This window comes from Peribacillus sp. N1, from assembly GCF_054600815.1.
In genome coordinates this window covers 26411-47165 of record NZ_BAAHZO010000008.1, presented here as the reverse complement: position 1 = coordinate 47165, position 20755 = coordinate 26411, and the positions used below count along the sequence as shown (strand labels likewise).

At 38.4% G+C, this 20755-nt stretch carries 14 protein-coding genes, 2 pseudogenes and 1 riboswitch; of the genes and pseudogenes, 11 read left to right on the top strand and 5 right to left on the bottom strand.

The window, feature by feature from the left end:
- The first annotated feature begins 27 nt into the window (after window positions 1-27).
- Window positions 28-1188: an MFS transporter gene (locus tag ACYP5M_RS23645; RefSeq protein WP_434167843.1), complete on the top strand. Its 1161-nt coding sequence runs from the start codon at window positions 28-30 to the stop codon at window positions 1186-1188.
- Between the two features lie 225 nt (window positions 1189-1413).
- Here the strand turns inward: ACYP5M_RS23645 and ACYP5M_RS23640 are convergent.
- Together ACYP5M_RS23640 and ACYP5M_RS23635 are read right to left on the bottom strand one after the other, a co-directional pair.
- Window positions 1414-2013 (bottom strand): annotated as a pseudogene (locus tag ACYP5M_RS23640) (IS6 family transposase).
- A 145-nt stretch (window positions 2014-2158) separates the two neighbouring features.
- A complete protein-coding gene (locus ACYP5M_RS23635; protein ID WP_434167842.1) occupies window positions 2159-3391 on the bottom strand; it encodes a MerR family transcriptional regulator in 1233 nt (410 codons plus the stop codon).
- A 185-nt stretch (window positions 3392-3576) separates the two neighbouring features.
- On the opposite strand from ACYP5M_RS23635, the gene ACYP5M_RS23630 reads away from it, so the two are divergent.
- The 5 genes from ACYP5M_RS23630 (at window position 3577) to ACYP5M_RS23610 (ending at window position 9851) form a co-directional block, all read left to right on the top strand.
- The gene (locus tag ACYP5M_RS23630; protein WP_377450452.1) at window positions 3577-4863 is read left to right on the top strand and encodes an NAD(P)/FAD-dependent oxidoreductase; all 1287 of its coding nucleotides are present in this window, start codon (window positions 3577-3579) and stop codon (window positions 4861-4863) included.
- A 13-nt stretch (window positions 4864-4876) separates the two neighbouring features.
- Window positions 4877-6349, top strand: coding sequence for an aldehyde dehydrogenase family protein (locus ACYP5M_RS23625; protein ID WP_434167841.1), 1473 nt, complete (start codon window positions 4877-4879; stop codon window positions 6347-6349).
- 45 nt (window positions 6350-6394) lie between these two features.
- Window positions 6395-7813, top strand: coding sequence for an MATE family efflux transporter (locus ACYP5M_RS23620; protein ID WP_434167840.1), 1419 nt, complete (start codon window positions 6395-6397; stop codon window positions 7811-7813).
- A gap of 45 nt (window positions 7814-7858) precedes the next feature.
- A complete protein-coding gene (locus ACYP5M_RS23615; RefSeq protein WP_434167839.1) occupies window positions 7859-8140 on the top strand; it encodes a cupin domain-containing protein in 282 nt (93 codons plus the stop codon).
- Between the two features lie 91 nt (window positions 8141-8231).
- Window positions 8232-9851: an amidohydrolase gene (locus ACYP5M_RS23610; RefSeq protein ID WP_434167838.1), complete on the top strand. Its 1620-nt coding sequence runs from the start codon at window positions 8232-8234 to the stop codon at window positions 9849-9851.
- A 131-nt stretch (window positions 9852-9982) separates the two neighbouring features.
- Here ACYP5M_RS23610 and ACYP5M_RS23605 read toward each other — a convergent pair.
- Window positions 9983-10592 (bottom strand): annotated as a pseudogene (locus tag ACYP5M_RS23605) (IS110 family transposase); the annotation flags it as partial.
- Between the two features lie 410 nt (window positions 10593-11002).
- On the opposite strand from ACYP5M_RS23605, the gene ACYP5M_RS23600 reads away from it, so the two are divergent.
- The 4 genes from ACYP5M_RS23600 (at window position 11003) to ACYP5M_RS23585 (ending at window position 15375) form a co-directional block, all read left to right on the top strand.
- Complete coding sequence (locus tag ACYP5M_RS23600; protein WP_452445220.1) at window positions 11003-12301, top strand: hypothetical protein; 1299 nt, start codon at window positions 11003-11005, stop codon at window positions 12299-12301.
- Window positions 12302-12475: 174 nt separating this feature from the next.
- The gene (locus ACYP5M_RS23595; RefSeq protein WP_434167837.1) at window positions 12476-13663 is read left to right on the top strand and encodes a M20 family metallopeptidase; all 1188 of its coding nucleotides are present in this window, start codon (window positions 12476-12478) and stop codon (window positions 13661-13663) included.
- Window positions 13664-13675: 12 nt separating this feature from the next.
- Window positions 13676-13876: a DUF3311 domain-containing protein gene (locus ACYP5M_RS23590; protein ID WP_053344651.1), complete on the top strand. Its 201-nt coding sequence runs from the start codon at window positions 13676-13678 to the stop codon at window positions 13874-13876.
- Window positions 13873-15375, top strand: coding sequence for a sodium:solute symporter family protein (locus ACYP5M_RS23585; protein ID WP_434167836.1), 1503 nt, complete (start codon window positions 13873-13875; stop codon window positions 15373-15375). The genes ACYP5M_RS23590 and ACYP5M_RS23585 overlap by 4 nt, the downstream gene beginning before the upstream one ends.
- Before the next feature lie 306 nt (window positions 15376-15681).
- Here ACYP5M_RS23585 and ACYP5M_RS23580 read toward each other — a convergent pair whose 3' ends face one another.
- Both ACYP5M_RS23580 and ACYP5M_RS23575 read right to left on the bottom strand, forming a co-directional pair.
- A complete protein-coding gene (locus ACYP5M_RS23580) occupies window positions 15682-15810 on the bottom strand; it encodes a hypothetical protein (protein ID WP_255256698.1) in 129 nt (42 codons plus the stop codon).
- Window positions 15811-16902: 1092 nt separating this feature from the next.
- Window positions 16903-18162, bottom strand: coding sequence for an alpha/beta hydrolase family protein (locus ACYP5M_RS23575; protein ID WP_434167835.1), 1260 nt, complete (start codon window positions 18160-18162; stop codon window positions 16903-16905).
- 429 nt (window positions 18163-18591) lie between these two features.
- A riboswitch (M-box (ykoK) riboswitch) is annotated at window positions 18592-18757 on the top strand.
- Between the two features lie 274 nt (window positions 18758-19031).
- On the opposite strand from ACYP5M_RS23575, the gene mgtE reads away from it, so the two are divergent.
- Window positions 19032-20390 (top strand): magnesium transporter, encoded by a 1359-nt coding sequence (gene mgtE / locus ACYP5M_RS23570; RefSeq protein ID WP_434167834.1) that lies wholly within the window; start codon window positions 19032-19034, stop codon window positions 20388-20390.
- Window positions 20391-20755 lie beyond the last annotated feature (365 nt).

Below are 20755 nucleotides of genomic sequence, written 5' to 3'. Positions count from 1 at the left end.
ATCTTGCTTTTTAGAGAGGAGTTAAATTTGGATAAACGCGTGTATTTATTGGCGATTGTCTCGTTTGTTGTCGGGATGGTTGAATTAATCATTGGCGGTTTACTAGATATTGTCGCGAATGATTTAGATGTGAGTCTTGGGCAAGCGGGTTTCCTTATGACTGTTTTTTCCCTTGCATTCGCGTTAGCAGCGCCCATATTGTTATCAGTAACACAAAGAGTGGAACGAAAACGGCTAACTTTAATTACTTTGGTTATTTTTTTATTAGGAAATGTCATTGCGATTTTAAGCCCCTATTATAGTATTTTACTTTTTGGGCGTATCATTGCAGCTTCTAGTGGTTCATTGCTTATTGCTTTATGTTTAACGATGGTGCCAAATATTGTAACTGAACAATACCGTGCAAGGGCGATCGGAATTGTTTTTATGGGAGTCAGTGCCTCTCTTGTACTAGGGGTACCAATTGGATTGATGCTTGGAAATGCTTTTGGCTGGCGGGCCCCCTTTATCATGATCTCCATCCTAACTTTAGTTTCGATGGCGGGGGTGTTTTTCTTTCTGGAAAGGATGGCACCAAAACCCTCTATTCCAATTAGAAGACAATTACGTACATTGAAAAATCGAAAAATTCTATTTGCCCAGGCAACTTCCTTTGTCATGTTGACAGGTCATTTAACACTATATGGATACCTAACTCCATTTTTAAAAATGAAACTAGGCCTTGATGGAACATGGGTTAGTATTGTCTATTTAATTTTTGGAATTGCAGCTGTAGTTGGCGGGGGAATTGGAGGCTTTCTGGCTGACCGTTTCGGCTCAAAGCGTACTATAATTTCTGTCATTATCTTTTTTGCGGTTTCTATGTTATCAATCCCTTATACAACCTTCTCTTTACCGCTTTTCCTAATCTTGATGGTAATATGGAGTATGCTAAGTTGGGCGATCACACCAGCGATGCAAAGTTATCTGATTGAGTTGTCACCAGAAACCTCGGATATCCAGCAAACCTTAAATAATTCGGCGGTCCATGTCGGTATTGCTTTTGGTTCATTTATTGGTGGAATTGTCATTGAGCAAACCTCTGTCGAGTTCAACCCTACAGTTGGTGGTGTGCTCGTCTTGATATCCTTAGGTACAGCTGCTCTTTCTGTCATGAGTTATGGTCATCAAGAGTTCAAAAAAAGCTGATTTCCCTTTAGCATAGGAGAAAAAGCTTATTTCCATTAAAATTGTCTTAGCGTGTTTCTTTCCTTTTTGCTGGCGGCACCCGGGTAATACCAGCGTCCGTGCAACCAGAGGCGAAGTATATCCAATTTTGTTTATATAATCCTATGGGTTCCGGTACAAATACTTAGGAAAGATATAAAGCGGCGAAAAGTTTCCTAGAGGAACAATTCCAAATAGATGGATGAACTACACATGATTTTGGACAGGCTTGTCCAGTGAATAATTCGCATTTTTTGTCATATGTATAGCTTGTATTCCAGAAATAATGGATGTAGCTGTGCGAAAGGGTTTCAATCCTAACATCGAACGAACCTGCTTTTTAATGAGATATTTCACTTGCCTTATTTGGATGCCTAATGGCATCTTTTTTTTCTCAATTCTTCAACTACAATAGGATAAGCTAGATTTTTATCGACAGTCACGACACTAGAATCAGAAAATATGAAAAGACTGCAAAGAATTGCTTTGCAGTCTTGGTTTCTTGTTTTGCTTAGGTGAAAATCGATGGTATTTCCATTCGAATCGTACCGGTACACTTTGATTTATGTTTCATCGACTCTCCAAGAGTCATTGGTTTGCTTGAGATGACGACGGATTCGTTTGTTTAATTCAAGACCATACTGATGAACCCAACGCATAATCGTTGTATGAGCAACTGATAAGTCCCGTTCTTTCATCATTTCTACCTAATCACGAAAGCTAAAGTTTCCATCTTACTGTTTGCAAAAAAATATCATGATGATAATGTTTCCACTTGAATAAATTTCGCTTTTCATTCTGAAGCACCTTTATTAGAGTAATAGTATCAGTATGTCCAAAATTTAGAGATTACTTGTAATTATCTCGAGGTTTTCGCACCAGACCTTTTTTTGCTACAAGGGAGCTGTCTCATCCGTCAACTAGCCTACTTTTCGGCCAGCCTCTTTGTGTGCTATTTTTTCATACTAGCCAAATACATTAGCATATGGAATTTTTCGTCTATTACATGATAATCAAAAAAAGGCCCTGGATCTGTACAGTAACCGATATTTTCAATTTGCGTAATTTGAAATCCGTTGACTGATATATTTTCTTCTATGTATTTTGGATATAAAATATGCACGTGGGAATTTGGATATAAGGCTGAAATATTTTTCAAGGATTTGGCCGAGCTATCATAATAGGAGTACCCGCCGACAATTGTTGAACTGCTATGTAAATAGTTTTTTAGAACATGAATTGGGAACTGCGGATTGAGCAGTGAAAAATCATTTGCTGTAAAACTATCCACAAAAACATCGATGCTAAGCGGTTTCAATGGCAGATTTAAATCAGAATTCAAAATATAAAGGACATTTGGCTTCGGATTCATACGCTCAATTCTTTTTCTAACCTTCTTGAGCATCGCAAGCGAATAGCCACTGAATACATAGGATGCGCTCGTTTCAAGAACATCGATATATTTGGGTAGTGACACAAAAGCGTCAACGTTTGTTTCCACGATTAACTTGTTTTTCAAATCTATATTTTGTAGAACTTTTTGAAACCAAAAATTACTTTTTTCAAATAAGTTAATCATATTGGGATTGATCTCTTTAATCGTTTCTTTATCGTAAAAATAAGATGGATAAGGAGACGTCTCGTACAAGTTCCCGGTAATGATAATACCTTCCTCGATAGCTGCCTCGTATCCACAGGTACAAGTTAAACTCCCAGTTTGAATGTAGACTTTTTTAATCGTCACATCTTTCATTTCAAGTGGAATGTGGCACTTCGGACAATAGAGCAAATTTACAAAGGAAAGTGGGACCCCTGTAAAATTCTCTTCTTTGGATGAAGGCGAGTTGGTTTGAACCGCTTTTTCAATCAATTGGATAGCTTTTGATATGTCTTCTTTTTTCTTGGTCAGCTGGTTCTTTTTATCAATGAGAAAGTTGTTGTAGTAGTCGATATCCTCATGGTCCGAGAAGTTTGTGACACGCTGATACGATAAAATTTGTTGAATTTCTAGCAGTGAAAAATGAAATTTTTTCAGCTCAGTAATAAAAGCCATGTCGTCGAGACACAATTGGTTCATTTGATACTGGGTGTTTTTTTTGTCTGGTATTAATAATCCAAGTTCAATGTAATAACGAACGGTATCGGTGGTAACATGAAAAAGCTTTGCAAATGTACCAATTTTCATAGATGCCCCCCATTGAAGAAAGTGGAGTTACTCCACTTTTTTACGAAAATGAATTCAAAAAACTCTTAAATGGCTATTGACTTGGAGGAAGCTCCAAGTCATATGATGGACTCAATAAGTGTGAATATTGTGAATAAAATTTGACTGTATTATAGCATACATGTCACATAAGGAGAATAACAAGCATGGATAAGATGGATCGAATGGATACTCTATCACTGTGGGCAGTGACTGCAAACAGCTATGAAAAAGGAAAGTTTCTTGAAGGAAATGAAGAGGCGGATGTTGTCATTATTGGAGCAGGTTTCACAGGTCTTTCTTCTGCGTATCATTTGCAAAAATTAGGGAAGAGTGTCATTGTCCTTGAGCAAGAAACGATCGGATATGGTGCCAGCGGTCGTAACGGCGGGATGGTATTGCCAGGCTATAAGCCCACGATGAAGGAGCTTGCCAAAAAGTATGGTGCCGACGAGGCAAGACAGCTTAACGATCTCTCCTTGTTTAGCGTTGAACTGGTTAAAAAAATCATTGGCGAGCATCAAATCAACTGTGACTTTAGAAAGACAGGTCACATTGTGGCGGCTTACAAAGCCAAGCATTTTGAAGAATTGAAACATGAAAGCGAATTCTTAAACAAAAATTTTGGGTACGATTCAAGCGTGCTTGATCGAAGTCAGTTGCATCAAGAGATCGATTCCCCACTTTATTATGGCTGCTTAGTCGACAATTCGAGTTACTCGTTCCAGCCACTGAATTATGCAATTGGTTTGGGAGAAGCAGCTAGATCGATCGGTGCAAAAATCTTTGAGCATTCGAAAGCACTATCTATTGAGTACGGTCAAAACAGAGTGAAAGTTGTAACAGAAAAAGGAGCTGTTATTGCGAAAGACATTATTGTCGCTACAGATGGTTACTCCGGAAAAATCATGAATGAACTGAACAAAGGCGTACTGCCAATTTCGGCACGTATTATTGCTACTGAACAGCTTCCAGAATCACTGGTGAATACCGTCATTCCTAAAGATCGCATGGTTTTTGATACAAGCAATTTCCTTTACTATTTCCGACGTACACCAGATAATCGGATCGTATTCGGCGGTGGCGATATTCGTCCAAACTTAGGCGATGCCGTTTATCAAAGTGTTTACGATGCCATGGTTAAAATAATGCCAAAACTAGCAGGAAGCAAGATTGATTTCAGTTGGGGTGGATTTATCGGGGTTACAATTGATACGTTCCCTGTTATCGGCAAATCCAAAGAAGGCGCATATTTCGCAACGGGTTATACGGGCCACGGCGCTTCTCTCTCGACATTGTTTGGCAAGTTATTGGCACAATGGATCGTTACGGGAAGTGCAGGTGGATATCGATTTGAAAAGGAACGCCTCAAATCATTCCCATTCTATAATCAGAAAACCATGCTGGTAAATCTAGCACATATTGGTTTTAAACTGGTAGATATTATTGCTTAAAGGAGAGTTGTTTATGAAAATAAACATGTTCATTGACGGGAAATGGGTAGAAGCATTATCCGCTGATAGACGAAACATTATCAATCCTGCAACCGGAGAGGTGATCGCAACGTCTGCTGATGGATCAGCAGACGATGCGAAGATAGCAATCAAGGCGGCCCGTAAAGCGTTTGTCAGCGGGATCTGGTCGGATTTATCAGCTGATGAAAGAGCTGATTATCTCTATAAGATAGCAGACCGTCTTGAAGAGAAGGCAGCTGAAATTGCACGTTTGGAAACTGCAAATAACGGTAAGGTTATTCGTGCAACCACCTATGTGGATATTCCGGTATCGATTCAATGCTTCCGCTATTATGCTGACTTGATCAAAGGCATGAAAAAGGAATCTTACACTCGTGCTGATTCTTCAGAAACAATTATTATTCATGAACCGATTGGTGTTTGTGGACTTATTGTACCTTGGAACTTCCCACTTATGTTAGCTGTTTGGCAAATTGCTCCTGCACTCGCCGCAGGAAATACAATTGTACTTAAGCCTGCTGAGGTCACTCCTGTAAGCGTTTTCAAATTATTTGAAATTATCGAAGAGGTTGGACTTCCTGCCGGAGTGGCAAACTTGCTATTGGGACCTGGATCAACAGTTGGGAATGAGCTTGCCGAGAGCCATGATGTTGACAAGATTGCCTTTACCGGTGGAACAAAAACAGGCCAAAGCATTATGCGCGCAGCTGCGGGCAATATGAAAAAAATCACACTTGAACTGGGTGGTAAATCTCCACTTATTGTGTTTGACGATGTGGATTTTGAAGCTGCAGTCGAGAATGCGATGTTTGGTATTTTCCACAATGCTGGGCAAGTTTGTTCAGCTGCATCTCGTTTGCTTGTACAAGAGACCATTTACGATAAGTTTGTTGAAAGATTAGCCGAGCGTGCAAGCAAAATTGTAGTTGGCAACGGGGAAAGCGAAAACATTGAAATGGGAGCCCTCACAAACGAGCCTCATATGAATGAAGTTTTACATTACATCAAGAGCGGAATCGAAGAAGGTGCAAAATTAGTTTGTGGTGGTAAGCGCTTAACAGAAAATGGGCTTGATCGAGGATTTTTTATTGCGCCAACGATCTTTGCTGATGTAAATGCGAATATGTGTATTGTAAAGGAAGAGATTTTTGGTCCAGTCCTTGTTGTACAGAAATTTAAAGATGAGGAAGATGCCATCCAAAAAGCGAATGATTCCATTTATGGATTAGCTGGTGGTGTATTTACTGAAGATATGGATCGAGCAAAATGTGTCATTAGTAAATTGCGTGCGGGAATTACTTGGATTAATAGTTATCATCTCGCTTATGTTGAAGGTCCTTGGGGAGGATATAAGCAAAGTGGAATCGGAAGAGTGTTAGGTGCTGTTGGGCTGGAACACTTTATGGAAACGAAGCAAATCAATATCCACCAGCATGCCAAGCCTGTAGGTTGGTATGCGAATTAATTGAGCTTAACTTACTACATCTATTATTTATAGGGGGACATGCTCATGAAAATAGCAGACAACCGTCCGTCATCGAAGATAGAGCAAGTAGAAGTAATGAATAAGCCAGCGTATGATTCATTGCTGGGAACTAAAAGTATTCCGTTACTATATTTACGATTTGCTTTGGCAGGAATTATGGCTAACGCGATTCTAGGGGTTGCAGCGGTTGTCGATGGCTATTTCGTCAGTGGCTTTCAGGAGGTGGAAGTCGAAGGGATTGGAATTGGATTTACGGTCATGGTTATTACCCGTATGCTTGGAGTTCTTTTGGGTGTGGGAGCCGGAGCGGTCATTTCACTTCGACTTGGAAAAGGGAAAATCGAAGAAGCTAGAGGTATTATGGGACAAACCTTATGGTTTACTCTTTTCTTCTCCATTTTGCTAGCTGTAATTGGAGTGGTCTTTGAAAAGCAAATTATGACCTTATTCGGAGCAAGTGATGAAGCGCTTCCATATGCGGTGCAATATAGCCGACTGCTATGGATTTCATTACCATTAACGATATTGGCCGTTGTATTAAGTGTTTTAACAAATATCGATGAAAAACCTGTTTTATCAATGAACAGTTGGTTAGTCGCAGCAGTTGTTGGTGGGATTACAGAATGGATAATGGTAACGAAGTATGACATGGGGATGATGGGTTCCTCATGGGCCAATACGATTTCTCAATCGATCCCTGTTTTCCTGATCTTTTATTTCTGGTTTGGTAAAACAAAACTTAAGCCAAAAATGAAAGATATGATGATTAATCTCAAGACGATCGGTGAAGTGACTTGGACGGGCTTTGCATCTTTCTCGAGTCTGTTCATGATGTTTATTGCCATTATTTTCTTCAACAACATGCTGCAAAGCTACGGTGGTGGGCTGCACGTTGCCGCTTTCACGATTCAAAACGGTTACATTACAAATATGCTCGCCTTAGCAGCGCTCGGTGGGATGACAGGACTTCAACCGATCATTAGTTATAATTACGGTGCGGGCAACCTTGATCGTGTTAAACAAGCAATTAAGATGGGACTCATTTTTACGGTTGCCTTCTTTGGGATTGTGACAGCCATACTAATCATTTTTGCAGATCCAATTGTGTCATTTTTTTCCGTTGGTAATCCTGAATTGCAGAAACTGGGCATTTGGACGACAGTTGTATTCAATTCTTTGTTTACGCTTAATGCAGTCAGCTTGCTTATCTCCGGTTATTTCGAAGCACAAGAGAGAAACTGGTCCGCAACGTTTATTAGTGTAAGCAAAATGCTGTTGTTCATGTTCCCGTTTTTATTTATTTTCCCGAAATTCTGGGGTGTAGAAGGTATATGGTACGCAGGTCCTGCTGCAGAAATTCCAGGCCTTCTCATTGCCATATACTTTATGAAAAAAGAGTTCAAACGTTTAAAAGATACAAATGTTAAGACAGTACGTTTATAAAACCTATTCCTTCAAAATTACCTATAAGAAAGAGAGAGGATAATCATGTTTTTTGCGAAAAAACTTACAGCAGAAGAAGCACAAGGACTAGGTGTTGACACGTGGGAACCATGGGTAGGAGAACCGAATAAAGGAACGTGGCATCTAGAAGAACAGGAAGTTTTCTATGTGACAGACGGTGAAGTGTTTATTACTGTTGATGGAGAAAAGTATCATATTACAAAGGGCTGGGTCGTTTCCTTGGCTAAGGACCTTGTCTGTGAATGGGAGTGTACAGTATCTTTGAAAAAGAATTATAAAATGAACCATGAGATCAATCTGAAATAATGTGAAATGAGAAGTGGGCAAATTTTAAGCAGATGAATGCTAAATACTGAATTGATCACTCTAAAAGAGTAATTTCGAAAGGGATGTGTTTATGAAGGCTGATGTTGTATTGATAAATGGAGAAGTTATTACAGTAGACCAAAAGAATACAGTAGTCGAAGCTGTAGCAATAAAAGATAATCGTATCGCAGTTGTTGGTTCAAATCAGGAGGTTAAGAGTTATATAGGAGAAAAAACGGATGTAATTGACTTGAAAGGAAAAACGCTTCTTCCTGGATTCATTGATTCTCATATTCACCTCATTTTTTATGGGGTGAATCAGTTGGCGGTAAGTTGTAAAGCTGAACATATCGATTCTATCGAGGCTTTGTTAGATGACCTGAAAAAGAAAGCCTTAGTAACTCCTAAAGGTGAATGGATACGTGCTTGGGGCTTTAATGAAACCGCTGTGAAAGAAAAGCGTTATCCAACAATCGCTGAGCTAGATGAAATTTCAGATGAACACCCCATTATTGTATCACGTACCTGCAGCCATATAAGCGTGGTGAACAGCAAAGCATTAGAAATTGCGCAAATTAACGAGAACACCCCGGATCCTAATGGGGGAGTTATTGAAAAGAATAAGGCAGGAAGGCTTACAGGAAAATTAATTGAAGCAGTAAATATGAGTATGAACGAGTTTGCAAGTTATACAGAAAGTGAACTGATGAAGGCTGTGAAAATTGCATCAGATCATTTCGTTGCAGCGGGCATAACAAGTATACATGAGGCAGGTGGAAATGGTCCTGAGAGTTACCGTTTACTGCAACAAGCTGTGAAGAGTAAGGATATTCGTGTCCGAATATATGCAATGATATGTCAGGTGAATAACTCCCATGAATTTGTTAATAAAATGGTCGAAGCTGGTGTGGTAACTGGTACCGGAGATGAGAGATTCAAAGTTGGACCAGTTAAATTGTTTACAGATGGAAGTAGCACCGGGCCTACAATTGCAACTCGTGAGTCGTACTCCAGTGACTCTAACAATTATGGCATTCTTTATTATAGTGAGGAAGAAATCTATCGGGTTTTAGGTGAAGCACATAAAAAAGGCTATCAAATCACTGTACATGCACAAGGTGATAAAGCCATTGAAATCTATTTGAATTGTGTGGAAAAGGCTTTGGAGGAATCACCTAGAAAAAACCATCGTCATCGGATTGAGCACGCGGGAATTTCTTCACCAGATTTACAAGAGAGAATGAAAAAACTCGAGATGGTTCCTATTCCAAATCCTCCATTTCCATATGAATTCGGAGAGATATATGTCCAACACTATGGTGATCGTGTTAATTACATGTATGCTGTTCGTGATTTTATTGATCGTGGCATCATGGCAGCAGGTGGATCGGACGCGCCAGTTACTGACTATAATCCTTTATTAGGAATTCATGTTGCTGTCAATAGAAAAAGCCAGTCTGGAATGGAGTTTGGTGCTAATCAATCTATAAACGTAATGGAAGCTATTAAACTATACACCTGGAATGGCGCTTATGCGAGTTTTGAAGAAGAGATAAAAGGAAGCATAGAGGTCGGAAAGTTGGCGGATTTAGTTATATTAAATGACAGCATTTTAAGTGTCAGCCCAAACCAAATTAAAGATTTAAAAGTAGAAACAACTATTATTGATGGTGAAATTATCTATCAAGAAGAACAATCAGTGAAAATTTAATATATCATAGTTTGCAAACCACGTAATCTTTGTAATGTTACGTGGTTTTTTATCGAAATAGGTACCCAAAATTAGTTAAAAGGAAGGTTCTGGTGCCAGAGCTTGCCTCAGCGAGATGCAATCCTGCATGCAAGCAGGGAACGGGCTCTTTTATGCCTGGAATGTCGCTTCATACATAATTTCCACCCGGTTACGATATCTTGAGGCTGTAAGGAACATAATTCAGCTGGGGTAGGAAAGTGTGGTAGGATTGTGATTGCCACTTTACATGATACGTCTTTAAACACTTGACGGAGCTCGGGAAAACAACATCCACCCAGCGATTAATTTGGTTGATGGAGCTTACAAGACGCTTAACGATCACATCTCGGTTAGACCATAAGGACACGAAGTTTTTTCTAATGATTATGAAATGGAACGAACGAAGGCATAGTAGCCATTCTTCACTACATCAGCGATGACAAGGGCATCTTTTTTTATCACTTTTGGATTTCGTATTATCACGAATTTCTTTGTTTCTTTTGACATGGTGAGGATTGACCGTGACTACATCAATCTTTTGTTTGAATAGCCACTTTGAAAGGTTCACCCAATAATGACCGGAGGGTTCCATTCCGACTATCGTTGTGTCAAGGTTTTTCATGTGTTTTAGTTCCTTGAACCAGTTTAGTAATCTAAAAAAACCCTCTTTCAAAAGACAAAGGTTTCCCGAACACAATCCCCCCGATAGTTTACAGCACGAGTTTTCCAAAAATAAGTGTTTCACCAAATAATTTTCAATCAGTATCGTTTTATAATAAAAATGGATTATTTGTGCTAAAAATCGAATGAGATGGAAAAGTGGTTATGTATCATTTGAATAACGTATACAACGTGTTTTTCCTTCATGCCGCATGATAAAATGGTACTGAAGGGAAAAGTTGACGTTGATGTGTATACAGCTTTATATTTCATTTCTATCATTCTTTTCTTTTTGCTGCTGTTAGGATCAAGAGTAACATACAAAACTAATCAACAGGACTCAATACAAATTGAGCAAAAGTTAGACAGCAAAAGAATTAAAATTTACGATAATATGACTTACGTTAAACCAGGATATTCTACAAAGAACCATGAATATATTAAAGATGATAAAGGAAGTCGATTACTGGATGTATAAAATCGGACTAGTCGGTCTAAAAACTTCTATAGAACAAATTTTAGTCTTAGCAGAAGAATATAAACACGTGTTGGAATTCATCTCATTGCCCTATGTAAAGATCGAAGAAGTGGAGAATATTGTAAAAGAACATAATCCTCACGTACATGCATGGCTCTTTTCAGGTCCACTTCCCTATGAAATTGCCAAAAAAACACTAAGTACAGATAAAATAATGGTTCATGTTCCTGCTACGGAATCAGGTTTTTATAAATCCTTTTTAGAGATGATCTACGAACAAGGGAAAATCATTGAGCATCTTAGTATCGATACTATGTCCTCAAATAATATTAGCGAAGAAGCTTTGTCACAGTTGAATATAAAAACCAAAAAGATTTATACGAAAGTGTTTGAGACAGAGGTTGATACGGATGAATTGGTACATTTTCACTTGAATTTATGGAATACGGGAAAGACAGAAGGTGCTTTTTCTTGTTTTCCGTCCGTGTGTGAAGCTTTAAGGGAATATGGCATTCCAGCCTACCGTATGTCGATGAGTAAGATGGAAATCCGGCAAACGCTTCGAATACTTTCTGAAAAAGTAAAGACATCCTACTTTAAGGGTACACAGATCGGAGTTGAAATCATTGAAGTCGAATATTTTAACAAAGTGGCAGAGGAAATGAAAACTCCGTATCATTTACAGTACTTGGAACTTCGGCTAAAAGAAATGTTGATTCAACTTGGAGAAAAAATAAATGGTTCCTTTTCAGATAAAGGGAATGGGAGGTACATGATTTTTAGTTCTCGCGGCGCAATTGAACGAGAAATCATTACCCTCGAAGATACTATCCAAAAATTGGCGTTTGAAGCAGATACAACCGTTGCCGTTGGAATTGGCTTCGGTGAGACTGCCTATTCGGCGGAAATCAATGCTTTTCGTGCTATTCAACATTCAAAAGAGATGAAGAAGCGAGAAATTGTGATTATTCAAGATGATGGCAAAATTATCGAATCACCAGGCAAAAAGAAAGAACTGCAATATGATACCCGTACCCACAATAAACCCCTTATAGAAAAGTTGAAAAACGGAAATATCAGTGTTAAAACGTATAAGAAAATCTCGGCTCTCGTTCAAAGAATGGGCTGGAGTGATTTTACTACAAAGGACTTAGCGACACATCTTGAAATGACAGAGCGCAATGTACGGCGTATTGTTGCGGATATGTGCGAAGTTGAGTTGGCACAATGCGTTGGTGAAGAGGCTAACGCCACCCGTGGAAGACCGAGTAAAATTTATCAATTATTATAATTACAGGCACCCAAAATTTGGGTGCTTTTTTAGTGCGGAAAAATAGTTTGGAATTTTCAAAAAATATTGTAATAAAGACCGTGTGAGATTATACTCTATTTAAGGAATTTTTTCCTTAAACTATCCTAAATTAAGAAATGTTATGTAAATTTAATGAAAAAGGAGTTGTAGTGGATGTCTCAAACTATAATGATTCATGATTTGATCGAGGCTGTTAAAGATGAAGTGATTGCTTGGAGAAGATATTTACATAAGTATCCGGAGCTTTCTTTTCAGGAGGAAAAAACAGCACAATTTGTTTATGAAACGCTGCAAACTTTTGGTGAATTGGAAATTTCACGTCCGACAAAAACGAGTATTATGGCTCGTTTGATTGGTCAGCAGCCTGGGAAGGTTATTGCACTGCGGGCAGATATGGATGCGCTTCCAATTGTAGAAGAGAATGATTTTGACTTTGTGTCACAGAATTCAGGAGTTATGCATGCTTGCGGACATGATGGGCATACGGCGATGCTGCTTGGCACAGCAAAAATTCTTACACAGTTAAAGGATCAAATTAAAGGGGAGGTGCGCTTTTTATTTCAACATGCTGAGGAACTGCCGCCCGGTGGAGCTCAAGAAATGGTGAGAGCCGGTGTGCTGGATGGGGCGGATATGATCATTGGATCCCATCTCTTGTCGACTCTTCCTTTAGGGAAAATTAGTTTGGGTTACGGTCCAGTGATGGCTGGAGCTGATACTTTTAACATTACTGTGGTGGGTAAAGGGGGGCACGCATCACAGCCTGAACTTACCGTCGATCCCATAGCAATTGGAACTCAGGTTGTATCAAATCTCCAGCACATTGTTTCGAGGTATCGAGATGCCCAGGAAGCCCTGGTGATTTCAGTGACTCAGTTCCATGCGGGAAGTGCGATTAATGTTATTCCAAGTAAGGTAAGCATTGGTGGATCAGTTCGCAGCTTCAATCCGGAACTGCGGGAAGAAATCCCGAATTTTATCGAACGGATAGTAAATGGGATTACTGAAGCGCATGGAGCTACTTATGAATTCGATTATCAGTTTGGTTATGCTCCTACCATTAATGATGAAGAAGTTACCCGATTGATGGACGAAACGGTCTGTGAAATATTTGGTGAAGAAAGTCGAGAAATTTCAAAGCCAATTATGGGAAGTGAAGACTTCTCTGCTTTTCAAAAAGTAGTTCCGGGATCTTATATTGGAATAGGAGCTCGTAATGAAGAAAAAGGGATTATATATCCTCACCATCATCCCAAATTTACAGTGGATGAACAGGCTCTACAAAATGGGGTGAAGTTATTTGTTCATGGGACTTTAAAAATGTTAAATCTAACTTACTAGGGGGTTAAGAGTTTGAAAAAAATATATTGGCTCGGAATTATCCCGTTTCTTGGCTTTATTGTGGGCGCTTTGTTTACAAATAAAGTAACTCCCTATGTTCTGGGTATGCCATTTTTTCATTTTTGGATTGTACTTTGGTCTGTGCTGACCACAGGTATAATGGGGATTATTTATCTACTCGATCCTGCTAATCAGAAGGGAGATTCAAGATGAACATTGCCGTTTTTTTCATCCTGTTTTTTTTCGTCATTTCCGTTTTGATTGGTATCCAGGCTAAAAAAGGGAAAGAAATGAACTTAGAACAATGGTCAGTTGGAGGTCGCGGAATGGGAGCCCTATTGATTTTCCTCTTATCCGCAGGTGAAATGTATACTACCTTTACCTTTTTGGGTGCAAGTGGTTCGGCTTATGGGGAAGGTGGCTCCATCTTTAGTATCGTGACATATGGCTGTCTGGCTACAGTCATCTCCTATTGGACATTTCCGGCAATCTGGAGGTATGCAAAGAAACACCAATTAGTTTCCCAATCTGATTTTTTTGTGAAAAAATATCAAAGTCCATATCTTGGTGTGCTTGTTGCTGTAATAGGTGTTATAGCTTGTACTTGCTACTTAGTCCTGCAATTGAAGGGTTTAGGATATATCGTTTCTGCAACATCCTATGGGGTCATTTCTTCTACAGCTGCCATTTGGGTTGGAGCAATTGGTGTTACCATTTTTGTAATGGTTTCCGGTATTCACGGTTCTGCCAGGACAGCTATTTTGAAGGATATTCTGATTCTTGGCGTTGTTGTATTTTTAGGAGTTTATTTCCCACTTCATTATTATGGCGGTCTTCAACCTATGTATGAGGCCGTTGAACAGGCAAAGCCGAACTATACCATACTTCCAAATCAGGGAATGAGCGTTTCATGGTATATATCGACCGTTGTATTAAGCTCTATTGGATTTTATATGTGGCCGCACGGGTTTTCTCCTATTTATGCTGCCTCTAGCGAGAAAGCACTGCGAAAAAATGCAATCCTAATGCCAATGTACCAATTGATTTTATTGTTTGCCTTTTTTGTCGGGTTTGCAGCGATCTTACAGATGCCTGGATTAAAAGGCGGCGACGCCGACCTTATCTTGCTGCAGCTTTCTAAACAAGAATTTGATCCATGGTTTGTAGGCTTAATCGGTGGTACTGGCGTGTTAGCCGCTCTAGTCCCAAGTTCCATGCTGTTGATGTCTATATCAACATTGCTTGCGAAAAATGTATACAACGTATTCACTCCATCTGCAACGGAAAATCAAATTGCAAAACTGGTAAAATATTTGGTTCCGCTTATTTCTCTAGTAGGGATTTACTTGACCTTTAAAGGTGGAAACACCCTCTTTAGTCTCGCTTTAATCGCCTATAATTTTATTACACAACTTGCTCCTGCCTTTTTCGCAAGTTTGATGAGAAAGAATTTTGTAACCAAGCATGGAGCATTTGCAGGGATAATAACAGGAGGAGTACTAGTCTCCATTATGGAACTAGGGAACATAAAAATCAGTCAACTATTTCCTTATCTTCCTCAAGCAATTAAAGATCTGAATGTGGGTATTATCGCCCTATTTGTTAACATTGTTGTTTTAGTGGTGGTCAGTCTGATGACAAAAAACTTTACTTATACTCATCAAGATACTGATGATTTGGAGACATCAACAGTAGACAAGATCCTAATGTAAAAAGAAATCAAATAGCTAACTCACTATGTATATGAAAAGCGAATGCCCTCCAATTAAACTTTTCTGGGTGCGTTTTGTAGGACTGCATTTACAGTTCGGATAACGCTAATAATGAATTGGAATTTTTGGAATCAAAGGTGTCCTGTGGAAACAGAATAATTCAGCGAGTCCCCATTTTTGCATTAAAGGGGGAAGGCGTAACTTTGAGAATTGTCCTTTTGGATCTCTTTCTGCCAAATAACTAAGAAGATTATCTGCAAATGAAACAAACCGGTCTGGATATGGCCGGTTTGTTTCATTTAGTAGTTACTCTGTTTTAGAGCTCTGATCTTTATTTCTTTTATTTCCTTTGCTGTTGTCCCCACTAACAGGAGCTTGTCCGTGTAATTGCGGTGAATTTTGATTACGGCTGCCTTTATTAAATTTTTTTGTCATGTCTCACATCTCCTTTCTTTTTTCAAATACAGTTTGTCCCTTTTTGGTGAACTTATGTTTTTCACTTGAAAGGAACATCTTTATCAAGTGATATTTTTCATTCACGGCTAGTAAGGTAGCTCAGTAGGGAGGATAGGTAAAATAATCATTACCTGTTGAAAAAAGGGGCTCAGCTGCATATCGAGTCAGGTTGGTTAGATTGAGTTACTGAGGACTGAGTTAAAGTCCTAAAACGCTTGTCGGACCTAGATCTGCATTTCGCCCTTGAGGGATTTTACACAGACAAAGTGTGCAAACTGGCTGTTATGACTGTTGAAAATTCTAATTATGAAGATGAAATAAAATGAATATTATGGAATGTTTGGGAACTAGAGGATCTTTTTAACATAAGTTCATTCAAGAGGGTTAAATTACATAGTTCTTACTTTATTTTTAATAAGCTAGCAGTAGTAGTTTGTAGCTCTGAAAAAAAGAAAAGTATATACAGATAAATGATTTCAAGTATACATGTGGTATTCTTTTTTAAAGCATGTATAAGCATCTTCATAGTGATCTTTCCTTTCTTATTGTAATTTCATCAATTATACTAATGAATTTATACAAAATCTTCCTCTTTGTTAGATTACCTGCCATTGTTTTTATGGATGTAGGATTTTGTTGAAAAAGGATCTACCATTAACAACTGGTGAGTCCTCATGTAAATGATGGAAGGCTAATTTAAGTGGACAATATTTTCAATAATTACCTCGTTGGAATATATTACGAGTATTTTTGGAATGACAAAAACTGATTTTGGTATGTACTTAATGAAGGGTCAGTCGAATATTTGCTCCACAGTTACTAGCACTTGTACCATTAATTCGACATGAGGGAGCTTTTTGGTTGCTATTTTTCTAAAAGATTATTAGCTTATAAATTAAAAGTGGGACAGAATATCTCGGAGAAAATATAAAAAATAAAAGGCAGAATTATTCTGCCTTTTGTTTTTAGCAATATAGAATTATTTATTGTTCAATTCATTATTCACCCTAATAACGGAGGCACGTGGATCATTTAATTGGATCTTTGCTAAACCCGGGGGAGACACAATTCTCATTTGTTATTTTTATGACCGTCATTACTGGTAAAGTCATTATTGTTTAAAAATTCTATGATTCCATTAATTAAACCAGTGGATAGTGGTAGTTCAGGATTTGTATAGGTTGCTAAATTTCCCGCTCGATCTGCAGGGGCTTCTTTCAATACATGATTCATCTTTTCGAGTATAAGTAATTCAGAATCGCTTTTTTCCGTATGTAACGCTTTTGCGTTAGTTGCCGGCACTTGAATGTCTCTATTGCCGTTTACGATCAGAACAGGGATATTCAGTTCCTTTACTGATTCTATCGGGTTATATTGAATCCAAGAAATCATGTAAGGTTGAACAGAAGGGCGGAATACATTCTGCAAATCTGCACTGACAGTCTCGACTTGTTTTCCTTGTTTAAGCTTTGCCAGTATATCTTTCGATTCCGTTAATAACTTCGGTGTCAGTTGCTCTTCAAGCTGTTTGATGAGTACCTGGTCAATAGGTTCGCCTGGACCTGCCAATGAAATGAATATGTCTGTTTCTGTTTTCTTAGCTGCTTCCATTCCTATTAAAGAGCCTTCGCTATGGCCGATGATGCCGACTTTGGAAAAACGGCCATCCTTTTTGGCAAATTGAATCCAGGCAGCTGCATCATCAATATACTGTTCAAATCTCAGGTCCGCTTCTCTTCTTGCCAATTGTATATTTTCACCAATTCCGCGCTTATCATATCTAATGCTTGCGATACCTTTTTCTGCAAGACCCTCGGCTAACATTTTCAAACTATTATTTTTTCCCGGATTTCCAATGGTGTTACCATCTTTATCGGTCGGACCAGAACCCGCAATTAAAATCATCACAGGGAAAGGCCCTTCATTTTTTGGTGTTTCTAAAAGGCCTTTAATGGTTCCGTTCTTTAAGTCGGCCTGCACGATTTCACCTGATTCTTTTTCTTCAACTGCCTGATCGGAGTTCTTGACCAATTCAAAGGGGAACTTTTGCCCTTTTTGAACAAATGTTCCTGAAATCCTTTTCTGATCTACTTTACCATCAAACGTTATTTGCTGATTTTGGATCTTCATATCAAAAAACAAGTCTGATTTACTTAACTTTACACTTGTTAAGGGGAATTCGTTCAACCCTTGTACAGGAATACTTATGGTTCCACCTTTCTTCGTAAAATGAACAATGATTGGAAGTGGTTGATTTGGAATCTTAATATCTCCCTCCCATCTGCCTTCAATAGCTTTCAATGAGCTCACTTCCTTTGAATTCTCTTCCACCTGTACCGCCTCCTTGGTTCTGCAACCTACCATTAATACAAAAGCACTCACAATAATACATATAATCGTCAAAAGTCTTTTCATTCAAGCAATTTCCTTTCTAAAGTAATTAGAAATAAAAGCTATTTCATGTAACGTTTTTTTGTTTCAGTCATTCATATCCGTCTTCATTATAAGTAAGTTTTAATATCAAATTCCAATATTTTCCCTTGTGGCTGCGTTTATTTTTCCGTTGTACCTTTTTAAATAAGGTGGCAATTGCGGAGGGATTTTTTAATTAAGAGAACAGACCGTCTTAATCGAGAGCGCCTAAGTCGGTGCTGTTTTCACGTTCCCTTTTTAAAGGTCGGGATATTTGGTCGAAATTAGAATTATTTGAATCAAACATTGACATCTAAAAGAAACTCTTTTAGAGTGGATGTGTAAATTAAATATCCTCGTTAGGTGAGGCTCCTGTGTAGGAGATACGCTACTGCCCAAAAATGTCGAAAGACGCCAATGGGTCAACAGAAACCATCGACATAAGGTGGTTTTTAATGTAGCTGGCTTTGTCCTATGCCACACAGTGCTAAAGCTCTACGAATGGAGGAACTGGATTTATGCTTGTATTTGTCATTCAGTCTTATAAGGCTGTTTGTATTTGTCATCCAGACAATGTACGCATATATACCGTATATACCGTATTTAACACCTTCATTTGTAATGGAGGTTTTTTTATTTTTTTCGGGGGGTGAGGAATTTGGATAACTATTCACGACGACATACACGTGAATGAAAACAAGATTTTGGAAGGGGAATAAATATTTTTTTTACTCTTAATATTTAAGGGAAATATTTTTTGGCTCCCCTAAAAAGGAGTGAGTGACGAAATGATAAAAGTCCTGACGGAAGATCAAATGACTTTACAAATCATAAAAGTTTTAAAAGAAGGAAAAAAGAAAGAATTTCTAGCAATATTAGAAGAACTCCAACCTTATGACATTGCGCGAATTTTTGAGGGGCTACCAGAAAAACACCATACACGTTTCTTGTTGTTACTTGATTCAGAACAAATCGCTGAACTGATTCAAGAAGTTGAGAAAGTGCATCAATTAAAAATCCTTAGTAAATTAGGAATAGAGAAATCCGGTCATGTAATGGATCTAATGGATAATGATGATCTAGCTTCATTGTTAGAGGACCTATCCCCTGAAAAAATTGAAGAACTTCTTTCAGGCATGAAACAAGAAGAATCAAAAATCGTTCAAAATATCATGAATTATCCCCCTGAAACAGCCGGGCGAATAATGACAAACCGTTTTGTCTGGATCCCCCAACATTATACAGTTCGTGAATCAGTTGAAAAACTGAAAATCTTTGCGGAGTTTTCGGAAACGATCAATTATCTTTATGTAATAGATAATGATAAAAAATTAGTAGGTGTTGTCTCATATCGGGATTTAATAATAAATGATGAATCTGAAAAAATTCAAGATATTATGTATAGCCGGGTTATCTCGGTTACTGCTTATGAAGACCAAGAAGAGGTAGCTCGTGTTATTGAGCGATATGATTTTTTAGCAATTCCAGTAGTTGAAAAAAATAATGAGTTATTAGGAATTGTAACCGTCGATGATATTATTGATGTTGTCATTAAGGAAGCGAATGAAGATATTGAAAAATTATCGGCATCCGGTAAAGCTATAGACTTTGATACGAAGGCGCACGTGGCCGCATATCGTCGGCTTCCCTGGCTTATTCTACTTTTATTTATCGGATTGGTGTCTGGAACCATTATAAGCGGTTTTGAAGAAACATTGTCCAAAGTTGTTGCACTTGCCTTCTTTATGCCGATGATCGCAGGGATGACTGGAAATACAGGTACACAATCTTTAGCTGTTGTTGTAAGGGGCCTAATCACTAGTGATACGGATAAAGGAGTCGTGACCAGACTTATTATACGGGAATTGAAAGTTGGATTGATAATAGGCGTTACCTGTGGAATATTGATTTCCATCATAGCTTATGTTTGGCAGGGAAATCCCGTTCTGGGATTAGTGGTTGGAAGTTCGTTAGTGATGACCCTAATTATCGGGACTTTAGCTGGGACCATTATTCCTTTGATATTATATAAATTCAACATCGATCCTGCAGTTGCTTCTGGTCCGCTAATTACAACACTAAATGATATCCTCTCGTTACTTATTTACTTTGGAATTGCCACGATGTTTATTTCAAAATTGATGTAGACTATCCATTAAGCTAGTAGTTTTTTCATGGGCGAACATAGTCTCAATGATTGCAGTACAAATTGTCCAGGCTGATGTTTTAAATCGGGATAGTGCGGAGGTTTATCATCTGCCAAGCAGACAATAAAAATGGAGTTTTAAGCTGCGGCCTTTTCTCGGTATCCAATCGGGGAAAGGCCGTTAAATTTTTCTGGGAGTGAACCGTATATTGAAATGAAAAACATGGGACATAATAGGCTGTAGCAAGTTTGGGGTTTATAGGAAAGACTACATAAGAGTGTTATGGAAGCAAAAACCAATCATATTCTTTGACCTATGAACTTCATCAGTGATACGCTTCTTTTCGAAATTACGTATTCAAACCA